We start from the raw sequence: 19,121 nt of genomic DNA, 5'->3' as shown, positions 1-19,121 counted from the left end.
ATCAATTGAAGAATTAGAATGTTTGTTAAATCATCTTTTAAATGAAGGAGGGTTAATTATAAAATGGGTACGAAAAATAAAAAACAAAGGCAATGCTGTTATCACAGTTTAAATGCGCAACAGCTTACAACCTATTGGATTGGCTATATATAGACTCCAAGCTTGATATGACAAGCATTTAGTCCTCCACAGTCACCTCATGACGCGCCGTTTACCGAAAAGATCCAGTAATGGCCGTCGGCTTCAGTTCCCAAATAAGGCTGATCCATACGGCAATCAACGAGTTTAATCTTATCCTCAGATTGCAACTGTTTGTAGTAACCCTCAAAGTCGTAGGTGTTGTAATACGTTGTTTTGGTACTCATGATAATAGTTCCTCCTGGCTTTGTGACCTGTGCTAACCATTTCAGAGATTGAGGTTCAACAAAGTCCAGGGCAAACACACCACAGCAGAGGGTTAGGTCATACTGTCCATGCAGAAAAAATGGCAGTGGATGGTTTAAATCAACCCATCCAATTAAGGTTTGGTAGGCTCCAGTTTTATGGGCTTCTACAATCATGCCCTGGGATAAATCTGTCCCATCAATATGCCGAAAACCCTGCTCCTGTAAGCCTTTGCCAACCAACCCTGAGCCGCATCCCACATCAATGACCTTAAAATCAGGATTTGTTGGATTGATCAACACTTTGCCACTGTTGACTATTTCCATCAGATAACGAACGATGTATTCTGGCCCATCGTAGTTTCTGGCTGCAACATCTCGGTTGTAGTCCGGTGCCCATTGATCATAGCGTTCTTGGTGAGTCTGCATAACGGTAGACCTGCTTATCTAGAGAACAATCAAAATTGGTATCAAACATCCCTATTGCTTAACTGGGATCAGTCTTTGAGCTTTTGTCGTATTAAACAATGGACTCTCCATAATCAATTCACCCTCTTCCTTACAGACATCTAGGGCAAAAGTAGTGAAAAAGCCGTAGCCCAAAATGTCGATAAAGGGTTTAAGTTTTTGAACCCTATCTAAATCATAGGTTGAATCTGCTGCGATAAATCTCATCACAAAGGCTCTTCTCCTATTAATGGGACCCTCGGTCAATAGACAAGTCCGATGCATCACCTCCTTGTCAAACAAAAGTGCATCGCCTAATTCAAAGTCATCCGTTTCAGCCTGAGTTCTGAGAATTGTATCAACCTCAGGTGAGTTAACCATCAAAGATTCTAAACGCCCCATTTCCTCTTTCGATGGAGCTGCATCTTGTGCTTGCAAGCCTTGTACATAAGAAGAAAGGATTAATGCATAGTCATAAAGAAATCTTCCAGAAAATTTTTCCTTTGAGACATAGCTCATCCCTCCTGCTTGTGCATTTGTATCTATCTTGGTTAAGGGAATCCAAAGGGTACAGCCAAAATCTTCTAATTGCTGGCAGGCAAAACTCAACATATCGGCGTGCCACTCGAATCCTGAATTGGTGTTTTTCTCTATTTCATAGGCCATGTGTTGAGTAGAGAATAACGAGCATTCGCAAAGCTTCGCGAATGTTGATTGAAATAGAGGATGCTGAATTATTTCGATATCTTCATTGTTTTCCATATCAAATTTATACTTTGAAAATGCATCTTCATAGGCTATTTTTGCATCTTCAAGCTCCTGTGATAAGATTCCATCAAGACATTTTATTGCCTCTGGTGCAAGAAAACCTTTCAGCTTGACAAATCCTTTTTTTTTAAAATTGGCAATATCTTGCTCTGTTAATTTGAAGGATGAAGAAATCATTTTTGGTTCTGTTTAAATTCAAAAAAAACCATCAATATCTTACAAAGATTGAGAGGAAAAGTCAATCATTTTTACCATTAGGTAAAGTTAATTATTATTACGATTGAAAAATGGATCTGATTGGTCACTGAGGCTTCTAGGAAGGGACTTGAGTGTGGCTTGCAGCTTCTCTACCCGCGATTCGCCCAAAAACCAGACATTCCGTGATGGCACACCCCCCTAGACGGCAGGCTCCGTGAATACCGCCTGTGACTTCTCCTGCGGCATACAGCCCGATAATCGGGCGATCGCCTTTCCCCAGAACCCGCCCGCGAACATCAATTTTAAGGCCTCCCATAGTGTAATGCACTTTAGGCCATAATCGAACGCCATAAAAGGGGGAACTCAAGGGCTTGGCATAATCCCGTATAAATTTACCAAACTCTGGGTCTTGATGCTGTTCCACAAAGGAGTTATATCGACTGATGGTTTGGTTGAGTTTCTCTAAGGGAATCTGATACGTGCTTGCTAAAGACGATAGGGTCTCAAATTTTTTCACCACGCCTCGATCTAAATCAGGTTCGATCTCAATGCCAGAATTTTGCATTCCCGCAGTATCCGCAATACCAATACAAGGATGACCAATTTCTAACCACTTATCTGTCCACCTTTTGCGATCAGCGAGTTCATTAATAAAGCGTTTTCCAGTAGCCGGATCAACCGCTAATCCATAGGCTAGCACCGTATAGCTAGCAAAGAGTGGAGCAATGCCATAGCCTGTTTCATCTGGAGAGACCCAGGGAGCAAGCTGAATCTGATCCAAATCGAGGCACTGGGCACCAATTCTGATGGCTTCTACCAAGGCTTCTGCGCTGGTATTGGGGACATTGGTGTGATCCAGATTGGGGGGGAGATGGGGAGCGTATTGCTGCCGAAAACCGGTATCTCCGGAGAAGCCCCCTGTTGCTAAAACGACTCCCTGGTTAACGTTAATCTGCTGGATCGGAGCTGATGGCTTGGTTGTTTGCACTTCTACTCCTGTGAGGATCGGATGGGTATCTCTCTGGGAGTTTACCAGTAATTTGCTCAGGCGAGTTTGGGTTCTAATTTCGACCCCGAGTTGCTTGGCTTTAGTCAACAGTGCAGTGATCATGGCGGCACCTGACACGTCTTCTGGTGTGTGGTTGCGAGGTACAGAGTGGCCACCATACTGATCCACTCGATCCTTGAATTTCACACCAAGTTCATTCGTGAGCCACTCAAAAGTGGGGTAGGATTGCTCGATCACCTGTTGAACCAAGCGCGGATTGTTTCTCTGTTGTCCTGCCTGGCACATATCTGATTTCAACAGGCTGAAAGAGTCTTGGATGCCTTCTCTGGCTTGAATCGGAGAACCCACAACGGTCACAGTTCCTCCACTAACAACTGAGTTACCGCCGAGGCTGTTTTCCTTCTCCAAGACAATGACTGATGCGCCAGCTTGGGACGCGGAGATCGCCGCACTCAGACCAGCAAAGCCACTCCCTACCACTACAACATCAGCGATCGCGTTACTAGTATCAGCCATATCATTCACTTGCTCTCAATATATGACTTTTGCCCAAGGTTTTGCTCCATGACTTGCATTGACTGCCGCACTCTTTCTGCCTGGCTGCTGTAGGGATAGTTCTGATTCCAGCACATAGCCTGCTAGCCGGGTTAAACCGGTTTCAATTTGATGGGCAGGGCAGGCAAAATTTAATCGTAAAAAGGCATGATCGTGCTCATGAAAATCAATGCCAGGAGTGGAACTCAGAGCATAATTCTGAGCCAGATGCAGCGATAATTCCATGGCATCTTGTTCTGCCTCTGCCACATCTACTAGCGCAAAAAAGCCAGCTTGAGGGTGAGTTCGCAGTTTTAATCCAAGGCGTTTGGCTGTGCGCTCAAACAGCAACCAATTGTAGCGCAACAGATATCGGTGTTTGCTCACCAATTCATCCCAGTGTTGTATCAGGTTCTCCGCAATCAGTTGGCTGGGTCAAAATGCAAGCACAGTAAGCTTTTAGGGATTGATAGTACACCTGTATGGGGTAACTTCAGTCTTGACAGGACTTGATTTACTCGCGGTGGGATTTTCATCCCTGGCTGACTATGGTTAGTAGTGCAAGATGTGATTTAAAATTGGCTGATATCAAATTATCATTGGTAAATTAACAAGTAATAAGTAACCAGTAAATAATTACTAATAACAAAATACTTTTGATTTAACTTTTGAGTTATCTAAATTAGATACTACTTCAGATAACTCCTGGGGTTCGTCGATCAAAAAATCGGGTTGATATTGAGCTAGGGCTTCTTTATAATTAAATCCCCAACTCACAGCAACTACTTTAATAGTATTTTTATTAGCTGCCTCAATATCCCTAGTTTCATCTCCGACATAGATCACATCAGCAGGATTTAAATTATGTTTTTTGAGGAATTTACGAATAACTTTTTCTTTCCCCAATATGGGACTCCCTGAGTCAACAAAATCAAAAAGCTTTACCCAAGAATTATGGGTCAGAAAAAGGTTAACGTTTTCTGCCGAGTTAGATGTCAATATCCCTAATTGGTAACCTTCAGATTTTAAATCATTTAAAACGTCAATTATTCCAGGAATAGGAGTTAAACTTTGAATATCTTGGCGTAATAGTTTTTGCACCTTTTTTAACAAAAACGGTATTTTAAACCTCGAAATACCCGATTGCTTAATAATTTCCCTAGAGCTTAAATGTCTAACTTGCTCCAATTTTTCAGCTGATGTGGGCTGATATCCAAATTCTTCCGCTAAGTTATTGGTAATCTTGACAATGGCAGTAAGGGTATCAGCCAGAGTCCCATCAAAATCAAAAAGAATTACTTTTACACTCATTGAGCAATTAACAATTAACAATTAGCAATTCGCAATTCGCAATTCGCCACCCAAGTCATCAATGACTAGTCAGACTAGTCAACGGATTTTTGAGATGCATCAATATTAGCTTGGGCATTGCGCCTTAGCATATTTGGCTTAATACGCCGCAGCGCCGAAGCTGGAAACCGTCGATTCCACTCCTGATCAGATATAGTAGCTAATTCCGTGAGTCGAGGAGCCACATTCCAAGGGTAGGGCTGAAACTCTACCACATCAGTTTCTTTAGCAAAACGTTGGTTCCAGGGGCAAACATCTTGACAGATGTCACAACCAGCAACCCAGCCTTCTAAATGGGGTTTAATCGATTCCGGCAAGTTTGCAGCCCGATTCTCAATGGTATGATAGGCGATGCAGCGGTTGGCATCAACGACAAACGGTTTGGTAATAGCACCCGTTGGACAGGCTTGAATACAGCGGGTACAGCTACCACAGTGTGAAGTGTGAGGGGTATCTGGGGTCAAGGCTAGGTTAGTCAACACTTCCCCTAAAAATACCCAACTGCCATACTCCCGCGTAATTACATTACCATTTTTAGCAATCCAACCAATACCGGAGCGCTGCGCCCAGACTTTATCTTGTACTGGCCCTGTATCAGCATAGTAACGCACCTGGATTTCTTCTGCTTGTGCTTGTAACCAAAAGGTCAATTGTTTCAATTTTTTATGCATGACCTTATGGTAATCTCGCCCCCAACCGTAACGGGAGATTTTCCCATACTCAGGGCTTTCCGGACGCTGGTGAGGGGTGTAGTAGTTGAGAGCAACAGAAATTACTGACTCCACCTCTGGCATACAGGCACGAATATCCAAGCGTCGAGGATTTGCCATCCAAGCCATGTCTGCTTGATACCCTAACCCTAGCCAAGCATTCAAGTTTTGCTCTGCTGAGTCATGATGATCAATATCCACAGCTGCAATTCCCACCTTATGAAAGCCCAGCGAGCGAGCTTTCTGTTTTACCTCAGTGCTAGTAACTGGTATATCCAACAGCTGTATTTACCAAGTAACTCTACCTCTAGGGTGTGTTAATAAGGCACCTTCACCCAAGATCCTTCATCCAACAGTTTTCATCCTTTCCCCAATCTCTACTATAACCACAGTAATGTTATCCCTACCGCCTTGGTCTTTAGCCGCTTCAACCAGGATAACCAGAGCCTGATCAATACTTGAACTCTCTTGGAGAGAGGAAGCAATCAATTCATCGGAAAGTTCTTCGGTAAGTCCATCGCTACAAAGCAAAAGGCGATCGCATAATTTAACCTCTATCGGATAGACATCGACTTTAGGTAAATCCTTTCTGCCTAGACATTGAGACAGAACATGACGCCAGGGATGCATCCGAGCCTGTTTAGCTGTCAGTTCTCCCAACTTAACGGCTCTGGCTACCCAGGTGTGGTCTTCTGTAATCTTCTCTAACTTAGAATTTCGGAACCGATAGAGGCGAGAATCTCCTACATGAGAAAACCAACACTGGTCTTGACGGAACATCACCACTACGGCAGTGGTTCCCATATCTGACCGTTCTGGATGAGTTTGCTGATCGTTGAGGATAGCCTGATTGGCTTGATAGATCGCTTGTTCTAGTAACTCATCAGAAGGGGTTTGAGAGTTCCAATCCTTATTCAAATAAGTCTTAATCGCCTCAGTGGCGATTTTACTTGCCTCTTGTCCACCGGCATGACCACCCATGCCGTCGGCAACAATAAAGAAGCGACCGTCCGGGTCTATGTAGTAGTCATCTTGGTTAACTGTACGTAGTAAGCCCGGATCTGTAATACCGGCGAAGCAACTTTTCATCACATCGGTTGTTTACTGGCTTGATGCTTTAGACATCTCCAGAAACTCGGTTTTGACCCAGGCAGTGCAAGGGTTTGAGGTTAATTTTTGGAGATGTCTTTTCTGCTCGTCCGTGAGCTTCAGTTTGGTTTTGATGGATAGAAGCATAATTATTATCGACCTAATTCAGTTTAATTAAGGAAATGTCCAAAGATGTCCGGATAAATGCCGAAATATCCAACGATTTAGCCTCCTAGTACTTGCTAGTACAGTGGATAGATCGTGGGATAAGCAGTTAATACGACTTTACAACAACTAGAACATCCGATCAAACCGGTCAAGCCGTCGGAGCAACCTAATTAAGGCAAATCCTAACATAGCTGCCACCAAAACGACTACCAAGGCTAGTACAACATTACCATTGACAAATAAAATAGTAGCCGAAAGGGTGAACGCACTGATTAATAAAGTATAGTTGGTTCCCAACTGAATACCACTCAGCCGTCGTAAAACCCGGTCTGATTCAATAGAGCGCACTCGAATGCGCAGGTCTCCTCTTTCTAATTTATCAAGAGTACTTTCAATGCGCTGGGGCAAACCTAATGCTGTACTACTCATCTGTGCGGCTTGGCGTCCCAGTTCATTAATAAAGCTATTGTTGTCGGGAGTGTTGCCGTTGGTCATAATCTCTAGTGCGAAAGGTTTTGCAACTTCCATAAAATTAAATTCGGGGTCTAAGCCTTTACCCACTCCTTCCAGTGTAGAAAAGGCTCGCATGACAAATGTGAACGTTGCTGGGAATCGAAAAGGCTGGCCATAGGCAATTTCGTAGAGGTCATCGCTGATGTTACTGACCGATTGCTCCTCAAAGGGCTTATCCATGAAATTATCCAGCATGTACTGAACTGAGCGCCTTACCGGTCCCATATCACTCACTGGTGAGAGCGCACCCAATTCAATTAGGGAAGTCACCACTCGGTCGCCGTCTTTTTGGGCAATGCCAAACAGGGTTTCCATCAGTTGCTCGCGCACATTGGCCTTAATCTGCCCCATCATGCCAAAGTCGTAAAATATCAGGGAACCTTGATGACTAACCGCAATATTTCCCGGATGGGGGTCAGCATGGAAGAAGCCATCATTTAGCAACTGCTGTAGGTAAGCTTCTGCTCCCAGACGAGCGATTAATTTGCGGTCTAGACCAGCTGCTTCTAGAGCTTCGTAACTACTAATCTTAATCCCTGGTAAAAATTCTAGGGTCAAAACTCGTGATGAGGTATAGCGCCAGTAGACACGGGGTACCTTCACCCAGTCATAGCTGCGGAAGTTGCGCCGAAATGTATCTGCATTTCGACCTTCATTGAGATAATCAATTTCTTGCCAAAGAATGCGACAGCACTCTTCATAAATCCCGCTCCAGTCCCGACCACGCCCCCAGTCTGGATGGTTTTGAAAGTAATAGGCGATCCCCTTGAGAATTTGTAAATCAATGGTAAACAGTTTTTTTAAGCCTGGTCTTTGGACCTTAATCGCTACCTCTTCACCACTGCGAAGTTGAGCTTTGTGAACTTGCCCTAAGCTAGCCGCCGCCAGAGGAATTGGGTCAAAACCACTGAACAGTTCCTTGATGGGCTTGCCTAAATCTTCCTGGATGATCTGCTCAACTTGCTCGTAACTAAAGGCAGGAACCCGGTCTTGTAGTTTGCTAAGTTCTTCTACGTACTCACTGGGGAATAAATCGGCACGAGTGGAGAATAACTGTCCAACTTTGATAAACGTTGGTCCGAGATCTAAGAATGTATCTCGAATCCAGATAGCTTGTGTTTTGCGTCTATATGCCTGCTTTTGCTCCGTATATCCTCCCCGATAACTCCAAGGTTTCCCATCAAGCCACAACCCAGTCATGAGGGTCAAAACAAAACGCCAAATATCAATAAAACGCCTTTGACGGGAGTAATTTTCTTGATTCCACCGATAAGCTTTTTCGCTGTATGGCTTACCTATAGAACTTTGGCTAGACACATTGCGTTCCTGATCTAGTGTAAGGTTAATAGAGTTTTGAGAAAGAGCAGACACTCGGATTTCTCTGTAAGGTTTTTATCAAAAAAATAGCAGGTTATTAAAAAAAGATTAAAAAGCCTCGAAACTACTCCCTTTTGTAAATAATTTAGGGCAGTAACGATTAATCTTATCAAGATTGCTTGCGATAGTTTTTTAATTCAGTACGCAAGCTGGCAATTTCTGCTCGCAGCTCATCAATCATCGCTTGCAGATCAGCTGGCTTGGATCCTGTTTTCCCTGTGTTACTACCTGTGTTACTACCTGTGTTACTACCTGTGTTACTAATAGTAGAATCAGCTGCTGCTCCGGCTTCCCGATTGGCACTTTCTATTACCTGATCGGTAAACTGCCGCAGTCGATCACGCTGCTCAGCATCAAACTTGCCTAACTCACTCAGGGCATTGGTCAGAGCATCCTCGAGCTGCCGATTAATGGCTTGAGCTGCAGCCCTACCCAGAAAAAAGGCATGAATTACAGAGTTACTCATTGATAAGTTTCTTTAGCTTACGTAACAAATTATAACGTACTTGCCCAGGATTATGACTGAATTCAAATCTAGTTACTTGCCTCGTATATCCTCAGTTTGTCCAATCTGCCATGTCCTTTTAATTTAAAAATTTATTATTATATCACTTTATGTATTTAAATCTAACAGGACTTAGGAAGTAACTTTTCCTTAGTCGCCCTACTACTTATTAAGCGCGTTTGGTGGCCAGTGTGCTGTAAGTCCTGTACAAGTATGAATATGAATAAACCACCTTGATGAGGTTGAAGGTGTTTCAGAGTTGGGGTTCTGACAAAGGCCAATTGCTGCGAGGAGGGAAGGATTGATCGGTGTGGAAGATGGTAGAACCAGGTTCTTTTTGAGAGTTCATTCGCAGTGCGAAACCAAATCCTAATCCGGCTGAGGCGGCAAGAGCACCGGTCATCAGTAGGGCTTTCAGTGGGAATCCAGCTTTGGTAGTTTTGAGTTTTGAGGTTTGAGTTTTGAGCTTGGCGTGGACAGTTTTGAGAACAGCTAAGGTCTGAGTGCTCAGTTTTGAAGGCTGAGTGCTCAGTTTTGAAGTCTGAGTCTTCAGTTTTGAAGGCTGAGTGCTCAGTTTTGAGGGCTGAGTCTTCAGTTTTGAGGGCTGAGTCTTCAGTTTTGAGGGCTGAGTGCTGAGTTTTGGGGAAATTAATGACTTTTGCTGAGGACTCAGCACTTTCAATTGAGAACTGCTTTGAGGAACTTTCTCCTGAGTTGGCAGCAGCGATAACCAAGCTTCTACAGTTTGAGGACGTTGATTGGTGACCATGTGCAAGCCACGCCAGACTGCTTGTTTAACTACTGGAGTTAGGTTTTGTGGACATGGTGGTAAGTCCGGCAGGAAAAGAATATAGAAACCTTCCTGGGCATGCAATACTTCCCTGACTGGTGCGGGTAAGGGTGGGGTTCCAGTTAGCAAGCAGTAAAAGGTTGCGGTTAAAGAGTAGACATCGGTTGCCTGGGAAAGTTGCCCTTTAGAAATGTACTGTTCTGGGGCGCTATACCCAGCAGCAATTAAACTGGCGTGGGTTTGCCTGACTCCTAGGGTGAGTTGACTAGTAATCCCAAACTCACATAGCACTAGTTTATCGGTATCTTGACGCAGAATTATATTTTCCGGTCTAACATCTAGATGCAGCAAACCCTTTTGATGTAATATGCTAAGGGCATCGCCAATTTGACGAATGTATGCAATAGCTTGAGCTTCTGGAACCAAATTGGCTTGGATGAGTTCAGCTAACGTCTGCCCCGGAATATATTCCATGACTAGGTAAGGTCGTCCGGCAGCTTCAAAGGATTCGATTACCCTGACTAAATGCTGATGCTGACAGCCGCTCAAGAGCCTACCAAGGGCAATAAATTGCCGCTTGAACTGGTCACCATGGGGATGGTGGCACAGATTGTCGCTGAGGGTTTTGATCACCACGGTTTGACCAGACTCAGCGTTGATAGCTAGGTAGGTTATGCTAAAGACACCTTTGCCGAGCTGGCTATGAAGAACATATTTGCCGTTGTGCAAGACTGTGCCTGCCTTTAAGTCCATGAAAGTTCAGTTCAACTCCCACCTATGCTAACCTTAAGTGGTGCAGAATGGTTGACACGCCCTAGGTTTTTGAGCAATCTTGGATCAAGGAAAAACCAGGATAACTATCAGCTAAATTATTCAGCTTCATTATTCTATGCTAGGAGTCGTTAATCAGGAGCAAAGATTACCAAGGGTTCCCAATTAGGGTAAAAGCGCTCCAATAGTAGGGATGTCGTAACTCCACATCTGGCAACTTGGCTAAGGCTGGTGGTAAAGGAAAACTGCCCTGATCCGTTACCAACTGCCCTCTCTCCAGACGGACTGTACCCCTGAGCAGATTTAACTGAGCTTTCCGTATCGCCTCGGCTTTCACTGGGACTTCCTGTAATTTTTCGTAAAACGTTGTCATTAGCCCCAGGGTACCCTCATCGCTGACATACCAGAGACTTCCCAATGCGGACTTGACCCCCGCTAGCACTGCTAGACCGGCAAATCCTAATTCGGCTTGCTCGTCTCCTAAGGCAGTACGACAGGCACTTAAGACCAACAACTCTACCTTAGGCTTACTTAAGCCTAGTTTATGGAGCTGGTTAAGTTGCAGCTTGGTATCCCACAGCTGGATGTAGGAATTACTGGGCTTACCGGCTAGGAATTCACTATGGGTAGCCAAATGAACGATCCCAAAGGGTTGTGAGGCACGAGCTTTTCTCAAATTTGCTACGGTGAACGCTTCGTTAAGTAATGCCTTTCCTGACCAGAGTTTTTCTGTAACCATCGATAACTCTACAGGAACGGCTGGTAATGGGTTTTTGTTCTTAAAGTAGGATGCTCCCATGGCCAAGACTTGAAATTTCCTAATGTCTACATAGTTCATGTTGGTTAATGATAGAGTTGGCATTAAACCAAGGCTATATCGTTCTACAATAAAACCAGTGCCATCATGGAGTGCTGCCATGGGTAAGGAGCGCAAACCAACGTCCATGATAAAGGCAAGATTATTTATTTTTTGGGCTTTTAGCTCCTGCTCTACCGGACTAATCAACCAACGATACAACTGCTGAGCCAAGGGTAGGTAGACATTTGCGCTTTCGAAATTGGTGATACTCTTTTGGAATTCCCGAGCAACAGAGAGAACTTGCGATCGCGTTGCTCCCTGCACCTGTTTTCTAATTACTGTTCCCGAAGCCGTAACGACTAGTAATTCGAGCTGTGTATCGAGATTTTCTTCCCAGTGTGACCTAGTCTTTTGCCGATTTTCCGTTGTCTCTCGTTCCGGTTTGGTTGACGTCAATCCCTTGGAATTAAATGGCTTTCCCTTGGTAGTTTCCGCTTTAAATCCCGGTTTAAAGAACAGGTAAATTAGGGCAGGTTTGAGTCCAGTAATAGTTTCAATTTTGCCTAGGTGGGCTTGGGCTTCTTCCAGGGTAACTATGGGAGTTTTGCTAATGCCTAGATGTTTTTCAAACGCATAGGTGAAGCCTCCCTCAAGTTGTTTAACATCAGCTTCTGCTTCTAGGGTAGAGTTAGATAATTTCCTGGTAACTAGCCGTGGTTCCGATTGTGCCGGGGATTGACTACTATTAGTATTAGGAATCTCTGCTTCTAGGGTAGAGTTAGATAATTTCCTGGTAACTAGCCGTGGTTCCGATTGTGCCAGGGATTGACTACTATTAGTATTAGGAATCTCTACTTCTAGATTAGAGTTATATAATTTCCTGGTAACTAGCTGTGGGTCCGATTGTTCCAGGGATTGAATACTATTAGTATTAGGAATTTCTGCTATAGGATTTGTTTCTATTGGATTGAAATTCATTTTGTTTAAATTCAGATCAGCTTCTCTTTTAGTAGACTGCTCTTCTATTTCATTGGAGTCGGTTTGAGTTGGCCTATTGGAATTTGGAATCAAATTGGTAGCCATTGCTTGACCTTGGCTAGTCAAATTTGAAGATGGCTCCCCAGTCTTAATTTCTATATCACCTGAATCTGAGATCGTCGAAGTCAAAAAGGATCCTGGGGGAAGAATGGTAGAATCACCTGTAGAAATAGCTCCCTCTGTACCATTAGTACTGCTATTTCCCACCTCAAAGGGGGTTTGCCCGTTTCCCCCATGACCGATGGTGATTTTTCCTCCACCATCTCCCCCAACTGTAGCAATGCTCACTGCTGTTTCTTTGCCCTCGATTAAGGTATTAAAGGTATCAGTGGCTGTAAACATATCTTCTGTGGTAATTTCCACATTCCCGCCTTTGCGATCGCTACCACCTTGGGCATTGATCCAGCTAACCTGAATATTACCGCCATCGAGGGTAACATCCCCTCCCTTGCCAACTGTTGCTGATGAGTTAAGCTCTTCCGTGCTCAGAGTCTCAGACGCTGTGATTGTAATCGCTCCACCATCTGTGTTGATATCACCTACAGTGACATTAACGCCATCAATGGTGATCTCTCTACCCAAAGTAGTGATCGATTGGGTAGGATCCATTGAAAAATCCCCACCGTCAATGCCATCAGCATTAGCAGTAAACTTTAGGGATAGGGGATTAGCACCACTAACCCCTTGATCAGAGAAGTTCAGAGAGACGTTAGGGGCAATGGTAATATCATTACTAGCGTTGAGAACAATGTTGCCCAAGACTTGTTCTAGGGCATTCGCGCTAAGGCCAGGTGTCCCCCCATCCCCGGACAAAATTTCCATCACATCAAAACCAAGGGGATTATCCCCTAGCTGCTGACCAGCAATCCCTGTCCCAGGTACAATAGTAATGTTATTGTGGTCGAATGTAATCGTGCCGTTTTGACCAACAGGGGCGGTGAGATCAACTTTTTTGCCATCAAAGATTAAAGTCTGTTGGCTAGATATCTCAACTGTCCCACCATCTGGTGTTTTATCACTTCCGGCCTGTGAAGTTTGCTCTTGAGCGCCACGGGCAGTAATATCCCCGTAGAATGCTGTAGTTTCCTCTGACCAGACAGTAACTCGACCTCCGTCTCTATCTGCCGCTTGTCCATCAACCTTAATCACGGAATCACGGCTGACAAAGGTGCGATTGGCATTTAATTTCACATTGTCTGGATTGTCTTGGGGGTTCTTCCCAATCCACACCTGGCCACCATTACTACCGGAAGAGTTAATCGTGGCATCAATTAGAGCAATGCGATCGCCTAATACTGTTACACTGCGTCGCCTAAGTTTTTGGTTGGAAACATCTAGGGTACCGGACACAATGGTTGTTCCTGTCTCAGTGGGAACTATGGTGCCAGAATCCGTCAGCTGTACTGTTCCATTGGAATTGGCACTGAGTCCGGTCTCAACGCCTTGGGCTGGTCCTGTGAGTAGCTCTGGTATATCTAGTGCGGTAATTAATGGTTGCCCATCTAGTGTACGAGGGGGGTCAATCTCTAGATTCAACAAATTTCCAGATTGAGAAATCTTAACCAAACTTTGCCCTGGTACAGCAGCGATAGTAATATTGCCTCCCGGTGCGTTCAGTTGCCCAGTGTTAATCACACTACCCCCGATCAAGGCGATCCGTTGATTGTCTGGCACTTCCAGGTCACCAGCGTTAATGATACTTCCAGGTTGGGCTAAATCAAAGGCAAAGCTAGTGGGCTCACCAATTAAGTCCTGGTACCTCTTATTGTCACCAAAGGCATCAAACCAATTCCCGTCCTCAAAGCCAATCCCAGTTGCTGTGGTTGCTGTAAAGGAAGCAGGGACATTCAGTCGAGCATCAGCCCCAAAAATAATCCCTGCTGGGTTCATTAAGTATAAGTTAGGGCTCCCATTACCGCTTATGATTTGAATTAGACCATTAATAATTGAGGGATTACCGCCTACGACTCGCCCCAAAATATTCCTAACCTGGGGATTATTAGAGATAAAATTGGCAATCTGACCGGAATCGAGTCCAAATTCCTCAAAACTGTGGAACAGATTCGGTTGATTGCTATTAGAGAGGCTACCACCAGTGATCTCGAAGCTTTGACCATTAGGAGTTACAATTGTCCCTGCACTGTCTTCTGCTGAAGTGATTTGTGCTATTGCTGGTAGCCCACTTGGGGAGAGCAACATGGCTACCCCCCAGGGCATGACTTGAGCTAGAGATAAGCGGTTGAGGAATGAAGGAGAGATTTTTCCCTTAGAGCCTTGAGGGGGGAAAATCTTGCCCTCTAGGGGACTGCACCGCCCTTGGTACTTAGAATTGCTGGGCTTGGGTCTTACTACCGGTTTCCCCATAATCTTCATAGCAACCCCTAACGTTCTCTGTCTATTAGTCATGCAGTGTAGTGTTCATGCACCTAGTTGGAAACAGCTGTAGCACCGATCCACTAGGGTAAGGCCATGGTAATTTTACTAATTTAAAACTAAAATAGCCATGGTAAAATAGCCATGGTAGGATAGCCATCCTTAGTGATCACTGATCACAGTAACAGAATAGGTGTAACTTATGGGATATTCTGTCTAGCTGACAACAGCTAAATGGTTGTCTTGTGGTACCTGCTGAGGTGCTTCTGCAGGTAATCCTACAATATCTTGGTACATATTGATATATTCCCTGGCTGACTTCTCCCAACTAAAGTCTTGGCTCATAGCTCGTTGCTGCAAACTTCGCCATTCTTTCTTGTAGCGGAAACCTTCCCAAGCCCGAACCATACAAGTATATAAATCTAACGGTTCGTAGCGGTCAAAGCAGTAACCCGTTCCAGTTTGGTTGATAGGATCATGGTGGGAAACCGTATCCACCAAACCGCCAGTACGTCGTACAATGGGAATACAGCCGTAACCCATGGCCAGCATTTGGCTAATCCCACAGGGTTCAAAGCGGGAAGGCATTAAGAATACATCACTACCAGCATAGATCCGTCGAGCTAGAGGATCGTTATAGAGGATTTGAGCAGACATTCGTCCTGGATAGCGGGATGCGATTTCCCACAGTTGGGTTTCATAGTAGCGCTCTCCCGTACCTAGGACTAAAAATTGACAATCGGTGTAAGCTAGGAAACCCTGTAAAACTTGCACGAGCAGGTCAATCCCTTTCTGTTCCACTAAGCGGGAAACCATACTGATCAGACAGGTATCGGGATTGATGGCTAAGCCGACTTCTTTCTGGAGGGCTACTTTGTTTTTGCTGCGGATGTCGAGAGTATCAGCGGTGAAGTTGTGAGGAATGTAGTTATCGGTTTCGGGATTGTAACTTTCTGTATCAATCCCATTGACAATTCCAACAGTTTTACCACTGATAAATGACAGCAAACCTTCTAAGGACTCACCGTATTCAGCAGTTTGAATTTGTTGAGCGTAGGTGGGAGAAACAGTATTTACCCGGTTAGCATACTGTACAGCTGCCGCCATAGTATTATGACCTTGCATATACCAGGGACACCAAGTCATTTCTTCTAAGCGCCAGCGCTGGGGGCCTTGATAAGCCAGGTTGTGAATTGTGAAAACTGTGCTGATATCTGATGATTGGTTCATCCAAACGGGAATCATGCCCGTGTGCCAATCATGACAGTGAATAACATCAGGCTTCCAGTAGTTCCAAGCAAACTCAGCTGCACCATTGGCAAATAGAGTGAATCGCCAGTCTTCATCATCTCCAGAGTAGATTTGGCGACCAGCAAAGGCAGCATGACCAAATAAATATAAGGGGACATCAGTCTTGGGTAGTAGGGTTTCAAACACATTGAAGTGTTGAAACATAGCATCACCGGACCAGACTGGTTCCTCTTGAATCTCCATTTTATCGGGCAAAAAGCCGTAGTAAGGCATGAAAATTCGGACATCCTGTCCCAATTGCCTCAAGGTTTTGGGTAATGATCCCACTACATCCCCCATACCGCCAATTTTCGCGATGGGAGCTGCTTCCGCCGCAACGAATAGAATCTTCATCTGTTAGTTGTAAATTATTGGTTGTTAGTGCCTAGGAAATAGCTGCAAGCTTGAAGGATGAAGTGCATTTGATCAAGCCTGAAACATGGAGCAGAACTTTTCAGGAATTGACCTTGAACTCCTATCAGACTTGATCGAAGAACCTTCAGCTTTCCGGCTATCAAGGCTTACTGTAGCCTGAGCAAAAATTCTACGGGAAAAGAAAAAGGCTATGGCTTAAAAAACCTTTTCCTTAGCCTTTTCCTACACTGAAAGCGGATCAGGAAAATTATAAAATCTATAACGCTTGGCACAGGAATTGAATTGACTTTTCAGCTATATTCCTATTCCCGCTCGATTTGAGCCAAAATTTCAGCCAAAATCTCTTGTGCTCCTTGTTTTTTGAGCTGTTCGGCAAGTTCGAGTCCCAAATTTTCTGCCTGACTCTGCTCCCCTTGAATGGTATCTTTGACAAGTTTTTGCCCATCCACACTAGCCACTATAGCTGTTAGGGTTAGGGTATTGCCTTCCAACTGAGTGTCTACACCGATGGGAACTTGACAGCCACCTTCGAGCGCCCTTAATAATGACCGTTCCGCGTAACAGCGTTGAGCAGTGGGGGGATGTGCGATCGCATTGAGCAGTTCTAAGACTTCTTGATCATCCTCACGGCATTCAATTCCCAAAGCCCCTTGTCCCACAGCATGGAGTGATATCTCTGGTGGTAAAATTTGGTGAATGCGATCGCTCATGTCCAGTCGTTTTAGCCCAGCTACTGCTAAAATTAGTGCATCGTAGTCACCAGCATCCAGTTTGGCCAGTCTGGTGTTTAGGTTACCTCTGACATCTTTAAAACTCAGATGGGGAAAATGGTAGCGCAGCTGAGCCAGCCGTCTGAGGGAGGAGGTTCCAATGATCGAGCCTTCTGGCAACGTTTCTATCTGTTTATCTTGGTGCTTTTGGTGCATTACTAAAGCATCGGCGGGGTTCTCCCGTTCTGTGACGCACCCTAACACTAACCCTTCTGGCAATCTGGTTGGCAAGTCTTTGAGGGAATGCACTGCAAAATCGATCTCATCCCTAAGCATTCCCAATTCCAGTTCCTTAGTGAATAACCCTTTATCCCCAATCTTAGATAAAGCCACATCCAGGATTTTATCTCCGTGGGTACTCATGGTCTGGACTTCAAACTCTCGATCTGGAAAATGCTTTTTCAGTTGCTCTTGTACCCAGTAAGTCTGAATCAGAGCAAGTTGGCTTTTCCGAGAACCGATGCGAATTGTCCGGGCAGGACTGGTAACGGTAGAGGTCATAGGGCTGTCAATTTCTACAAGGCAGATCAATTTACTTGTTCTAGACTACCGCAGAAGGTGACGTTTCCGTTTCCATTTCTGTAATTAGCTATTTGTCATTTGTCATTTGTCAAAAACTAAGGCGTAGTATATAGCATTTATCAAATAGGTGAGGTACACAAGTTTGAGATTTTAGGGAACTCGAATCCACCCTACCTTATTAAGGGTGGCAGGGAACTCAGAAGAGGGAACTTCGGATCAGGTAAAAAATCCTGTCTACCTCATTAATATGACAGCGGTATTCGCATCTTATTTTGAAATGCCTACTGGATATGAGAGTCATACGATTAGTATTTTTGCTTAGAAATTTTTAAATCTTTGTTAGGTGCGCTTTCCGGAGACGAAACCTTGAAGAGGGTCGCCTTATTACAAAAGTTTTAACCCTTTTACGTATAGCCAGTAACCCATAAAGGCGACCCTCTTCTTACGGTAACTTCGTTCCCGCATTAAGAATTTAATTCGCTACGGGTCGCACCTTTTGATGCAAAGCGCGAGTGGGGCAAACCACGGCAGTTGCTCATGGTTTGAACGCGCCCCGCGTCGGCAGGCCTTGAAGTTACCGTAAGAGAGGGTGGCCTTATTAAAAAATATTTAACCCTTTTCTGCATAACCTACTGACATTAAAGGCGACCCTCTCTAAGGTTTCGTCTCCGGGGGAACCCCCAAGACCGCATTGCCTCCCCGTGAGGCTACTGCATCGCTTTTGAGTAAGGCTTCTATAATTTAGATACCTTTGCATTGATTAATATGAGAACCACTATAACTCAATACTAATGACTCAAAATTTCACTACTTGAGTGGTGGGATGAGTTAACCTTTATCAGCGACGCCAAAATTTTTTTCAGTGATAGTATAGCGCTTTTTATCCTCATGAGGTACACATATTTTTTTACCTCTTCCCTCTTCCGAAGTCCCTGCTCCGAACGAGCACCGCGTGGCCTACGGCCTCAGTCCCTGCTCCCTAAAACCCAAAAACTTGTACCTTACTAGATTAAAAACCGCTATATTCAAACAGACATCATGGCTTTGTAAACAATTGTATAGTCGCTGAGGGGGTGACATGCAAGCTGAAATCCTTACTGGGTAATATTTTCAGCCGATGTGTTACAAAAAGATACATGCTGTTTTGGGCTGACCTTGGATGTAGTTATAAGGGTTTGAGCTTGCCATTAAATCACAGGAGGGTCAATTTGGGAGTTTATCTTTTCTAAGAGAATTGGAATCAAAGGCTTATCTAGTAAGCTTTTCAGGGCTCATGTCACCCCCTCAGGTATAGTCGTTATGTTGAAATATATTGAGTTCACAGTAAATTTTAAGTTACTTA

The 19,121-nt window shown here is 44.4% G+C and carries 13 protein-coding genes; all 13 read right to left on the bottom strand.

What is annotated here, in order from left to right:
- Window positions 1-197: 197 nt before the first annotated feature.
- Window positions 198-812 carry a class I SAM-dependent DNA methyltransferase gene (locus F6K63_RS29050; protein WP_008180862.1) on the bottom strand — a complete coding sequence of 205 codons (615 nt, stop codon included), beginning with the start codon at window positions 810-812 and terminating at the stop codon, window positions 198-200.
- A gap of 51 nt (window positions 813-863) precedes the next feature.
- Window positions 864-1,775: a phytanoyl-CoA dioxygenase family protein gene (locus F6K63_RS29045; protein WP_008180863.1), complete on the bottom strand. Its 912-nt coding sequence runs from the start codon at window positions 1,773-1,775 to the stop codon at window positions 864-866.
- Window positions 1,776-1,911: 136 nt separating this feature from the next.
- Window positions 1,912-3,321, bottom strand: coding sequence for a flavocytochrome c (locus F6K63_RS29040; RefSeq protein ID WP_287293871.1), 1,410 nt, complete (start codon window positions 3,319-3,321; stop codon window positions 1,912-1,914).
- A 15-nt stretch (window positions 3,322-3,336) separates the two neighbouring features.
- Window positions 3,337-3,726, bottom strand: coding sequence for a pyridoxal phosphate-dependent aminotransferase family protein (locus tag F6K63_RS29035; RefSeq protein WP_008180867.1), 390 nt, complete (start codon window positions 3,724-3,726; stop codon window positions 3,337-3,339).
- A 252-nt stretch (window positions 3,727-3,978) separates the two neighbouring features.
- Entirely contained in the window at window positions 3,979-4,650 is a 672-nt protein-coding gene (locus F6K63_RS29030) for an HAD-IA family hydrolase (protein ID WP_287313866.1), read from the bottom strand.
- A gap of 74 nt (window positions 4,651-4,724) precedes the next feature.
- Entirely contained in the window at window positions 4,725-5,678 is a 954-nt protein-coding gene (queG, locus tag F6K63_RS29025; protein WP_287313865.1) for a tRNA epoxyqueuosine(34) reductase QueG, read from the bottom strand.
- A 66-nt stretch (window positions 5,679-5,744) separates the two neighbouring features.
- The gene (locus F6K63_RS29020; RefSeq protein ID WP_287293875.1) at window positions 5,745-6,488 is read right to left on the bottom strand and encodes a Stp1/IreP family PP2C-type Ser/Thr phosphatase; all 744 of its coding nucleotides are present in this window, start codon (window positions 6,486-6,488) and stop codon (window positions 5,745-5,747) included.
- A 294-nt stretch (window positions 6,489-6,782) separates the two neighbouring features.
- Window positions 6,783-8,486, bottom strand: coding sequence for an ABC1 kinase family protein (locus F6K63_RS29015; RefSeq protein WP_353813116.1), 1,704 nt, complete (start codon window positions 8,484-8,486; stop codon window positions 6,783-6,785).
- Window positions 8,487-8,655: 169 nt separating this feature from the next.
- Window positions 8,656-9,012 carry a DUF6825 family protein gene (locus F6K63_RS29010; RefSeq protein WP_287249223.1) on the bottom strand — a complete coding sequence of 119 codons (357 nt, stop codon included), beginning with the start codon at window positions 9,010-9,012 and terminating at the stop codon, window positions 8,656-8,658.
- Between the two features lie 292 nt (window positions 9,013-9,304).
- Window positions 9,305-10,594 carry a serine/threonine protein kinase gene (locus F6K63_RS29005; RefSeq protein WP_287263747.1) on the bottom strand — a complete coding sequence of 430 codons (1,290 nt, stop codon included), beginning with the start codon at window positions 10,592-10,594 and terminating at the stop codon, window positions 9,305-9,307.
- A gap of 166 nt (window positions 10,595-10,760) precedes the next feature.
- Complete coding sequence (locus tag F6K63_RS29000) at window positions 10,761-14,855, bottom strand: CHAT domain-containing protein (protein ID WP_287313863.1); 4,095 nt, start codon at window positions 14,853-14,855, stop codon at window positions 10,761-10,763.
- A gap of 183 nt (window positions 14,856-15,038) precedes the next feature.
- Window positions 15,039-16,466 carry a glycogen synthase GlgA gene (gene glgA, locus F6K63_RS28995; RefSeq protein WP_008180891.1) on the bottom strand — a complete coding sequence of 476 codons (1,428 nt, stop codon included), beginning with the start codon at window positions 16,464-16,466 and terminating at the stop codon, window positions 15,039-15,041.
- A gap of 323 nt (window positions 16,467-16,789) precedes the next feature.
- Window positions 16,790-17,758, bottom strand: coding sequence for a hydroxymethylbilane synthase (gene hemC, locus F6K63_RS28990; protein WP_287249229.1), 969 nt, complete (start codon window positions 17,756-17,758; stop codon window positions 16,790-16,792).
- Window positions 17,759-19,121: the final 1,363 nt, after the last annotated feature.

This window comes from Moorena sp. SIO1G6, assembly GCF_010672795.1.
GTDB classification, from domain to species: domain Bacteria; phylum Cyanobacteriota; class Cyanobacteriia; order Cyanobacteriales; family Coleofasciculaceae; genus Moorena; species Moorena producens.
This window is presented reverse-complemented; position numbering and strand designations above follow the sequence as displayed.

Bases quoted from the DNA above. Each gene is read 5' to 3' on its own strand.
- F6K63_RS29020 (WP_287293875.1), bottom strand. From the start codon at position 6,488: ATGAAAAGTTGCTTCGCCGGTATTACAGATCCGGGCTTACTACGTACA.
- F6K63_RS29010 (WP_287249223.1), bottom strand. From the start codon at position 9,012: ATGAGTAACTCTGTAATTCATGCCTTTTTTCTGGGTAGGGCTGCAGCT.
- glgA (WP_008180891.1), bottom strand. From the start codon at position 16,466: ATGAAGATTCTATTCGTTGCGGCGGAAGCAGCTCCCATCGCGAAAATT.
- hemC (WP_287249229.1), bottom strand. From the start codon at position 17,758: ATGACCTCTACCGTTACCAGTCCTGCCCGGACAATTCGCATCGGTTCT.
- F6K63_RS29005 (WP_287263747.1), bottom strand. From the start codon at position 10,594: ATGGACTTAAAGGCAGGCACAGTCTTGCACAACGGCAAATATGTTCTT.
- F6K63_RS29045 (WP_008180863.1), bottom strand. From the start codon at position 1,775: ATGATTTCTTCATCCTTCAAATTAACAGAGCAAGATATTGCCAATTTT.
- F6K63_RS29030 (WP_287313866.1), bottom strand. From the start codon at position 4,650: ATGAGTGTAAAAGTAATTCTTTTTGATTTTGATGGGACTCTGGCTGAT.
- F6K63_RS29000 (WP_287313863.1), bottom strand. From the start codon at position 14,855: ATGACTAATAGACAGAGAACGTTAGGGGTTGCTATGAAGATTATGGGG.
- F6K63_RS29040 (WP_287293871.1), bottom strand. From the start codon at position 3,321: ATGGCTGATACTAGTAACGCGATCGCTGATGTTGTAGTGGTAGGGAGT.
- F6K63_RS29050 (WP_008180862.1), bottom strand. From the start codon at position 812: ATGCAGACTCACCAAGAACGCTATGATCAATGGGCACCGGACTACAAC.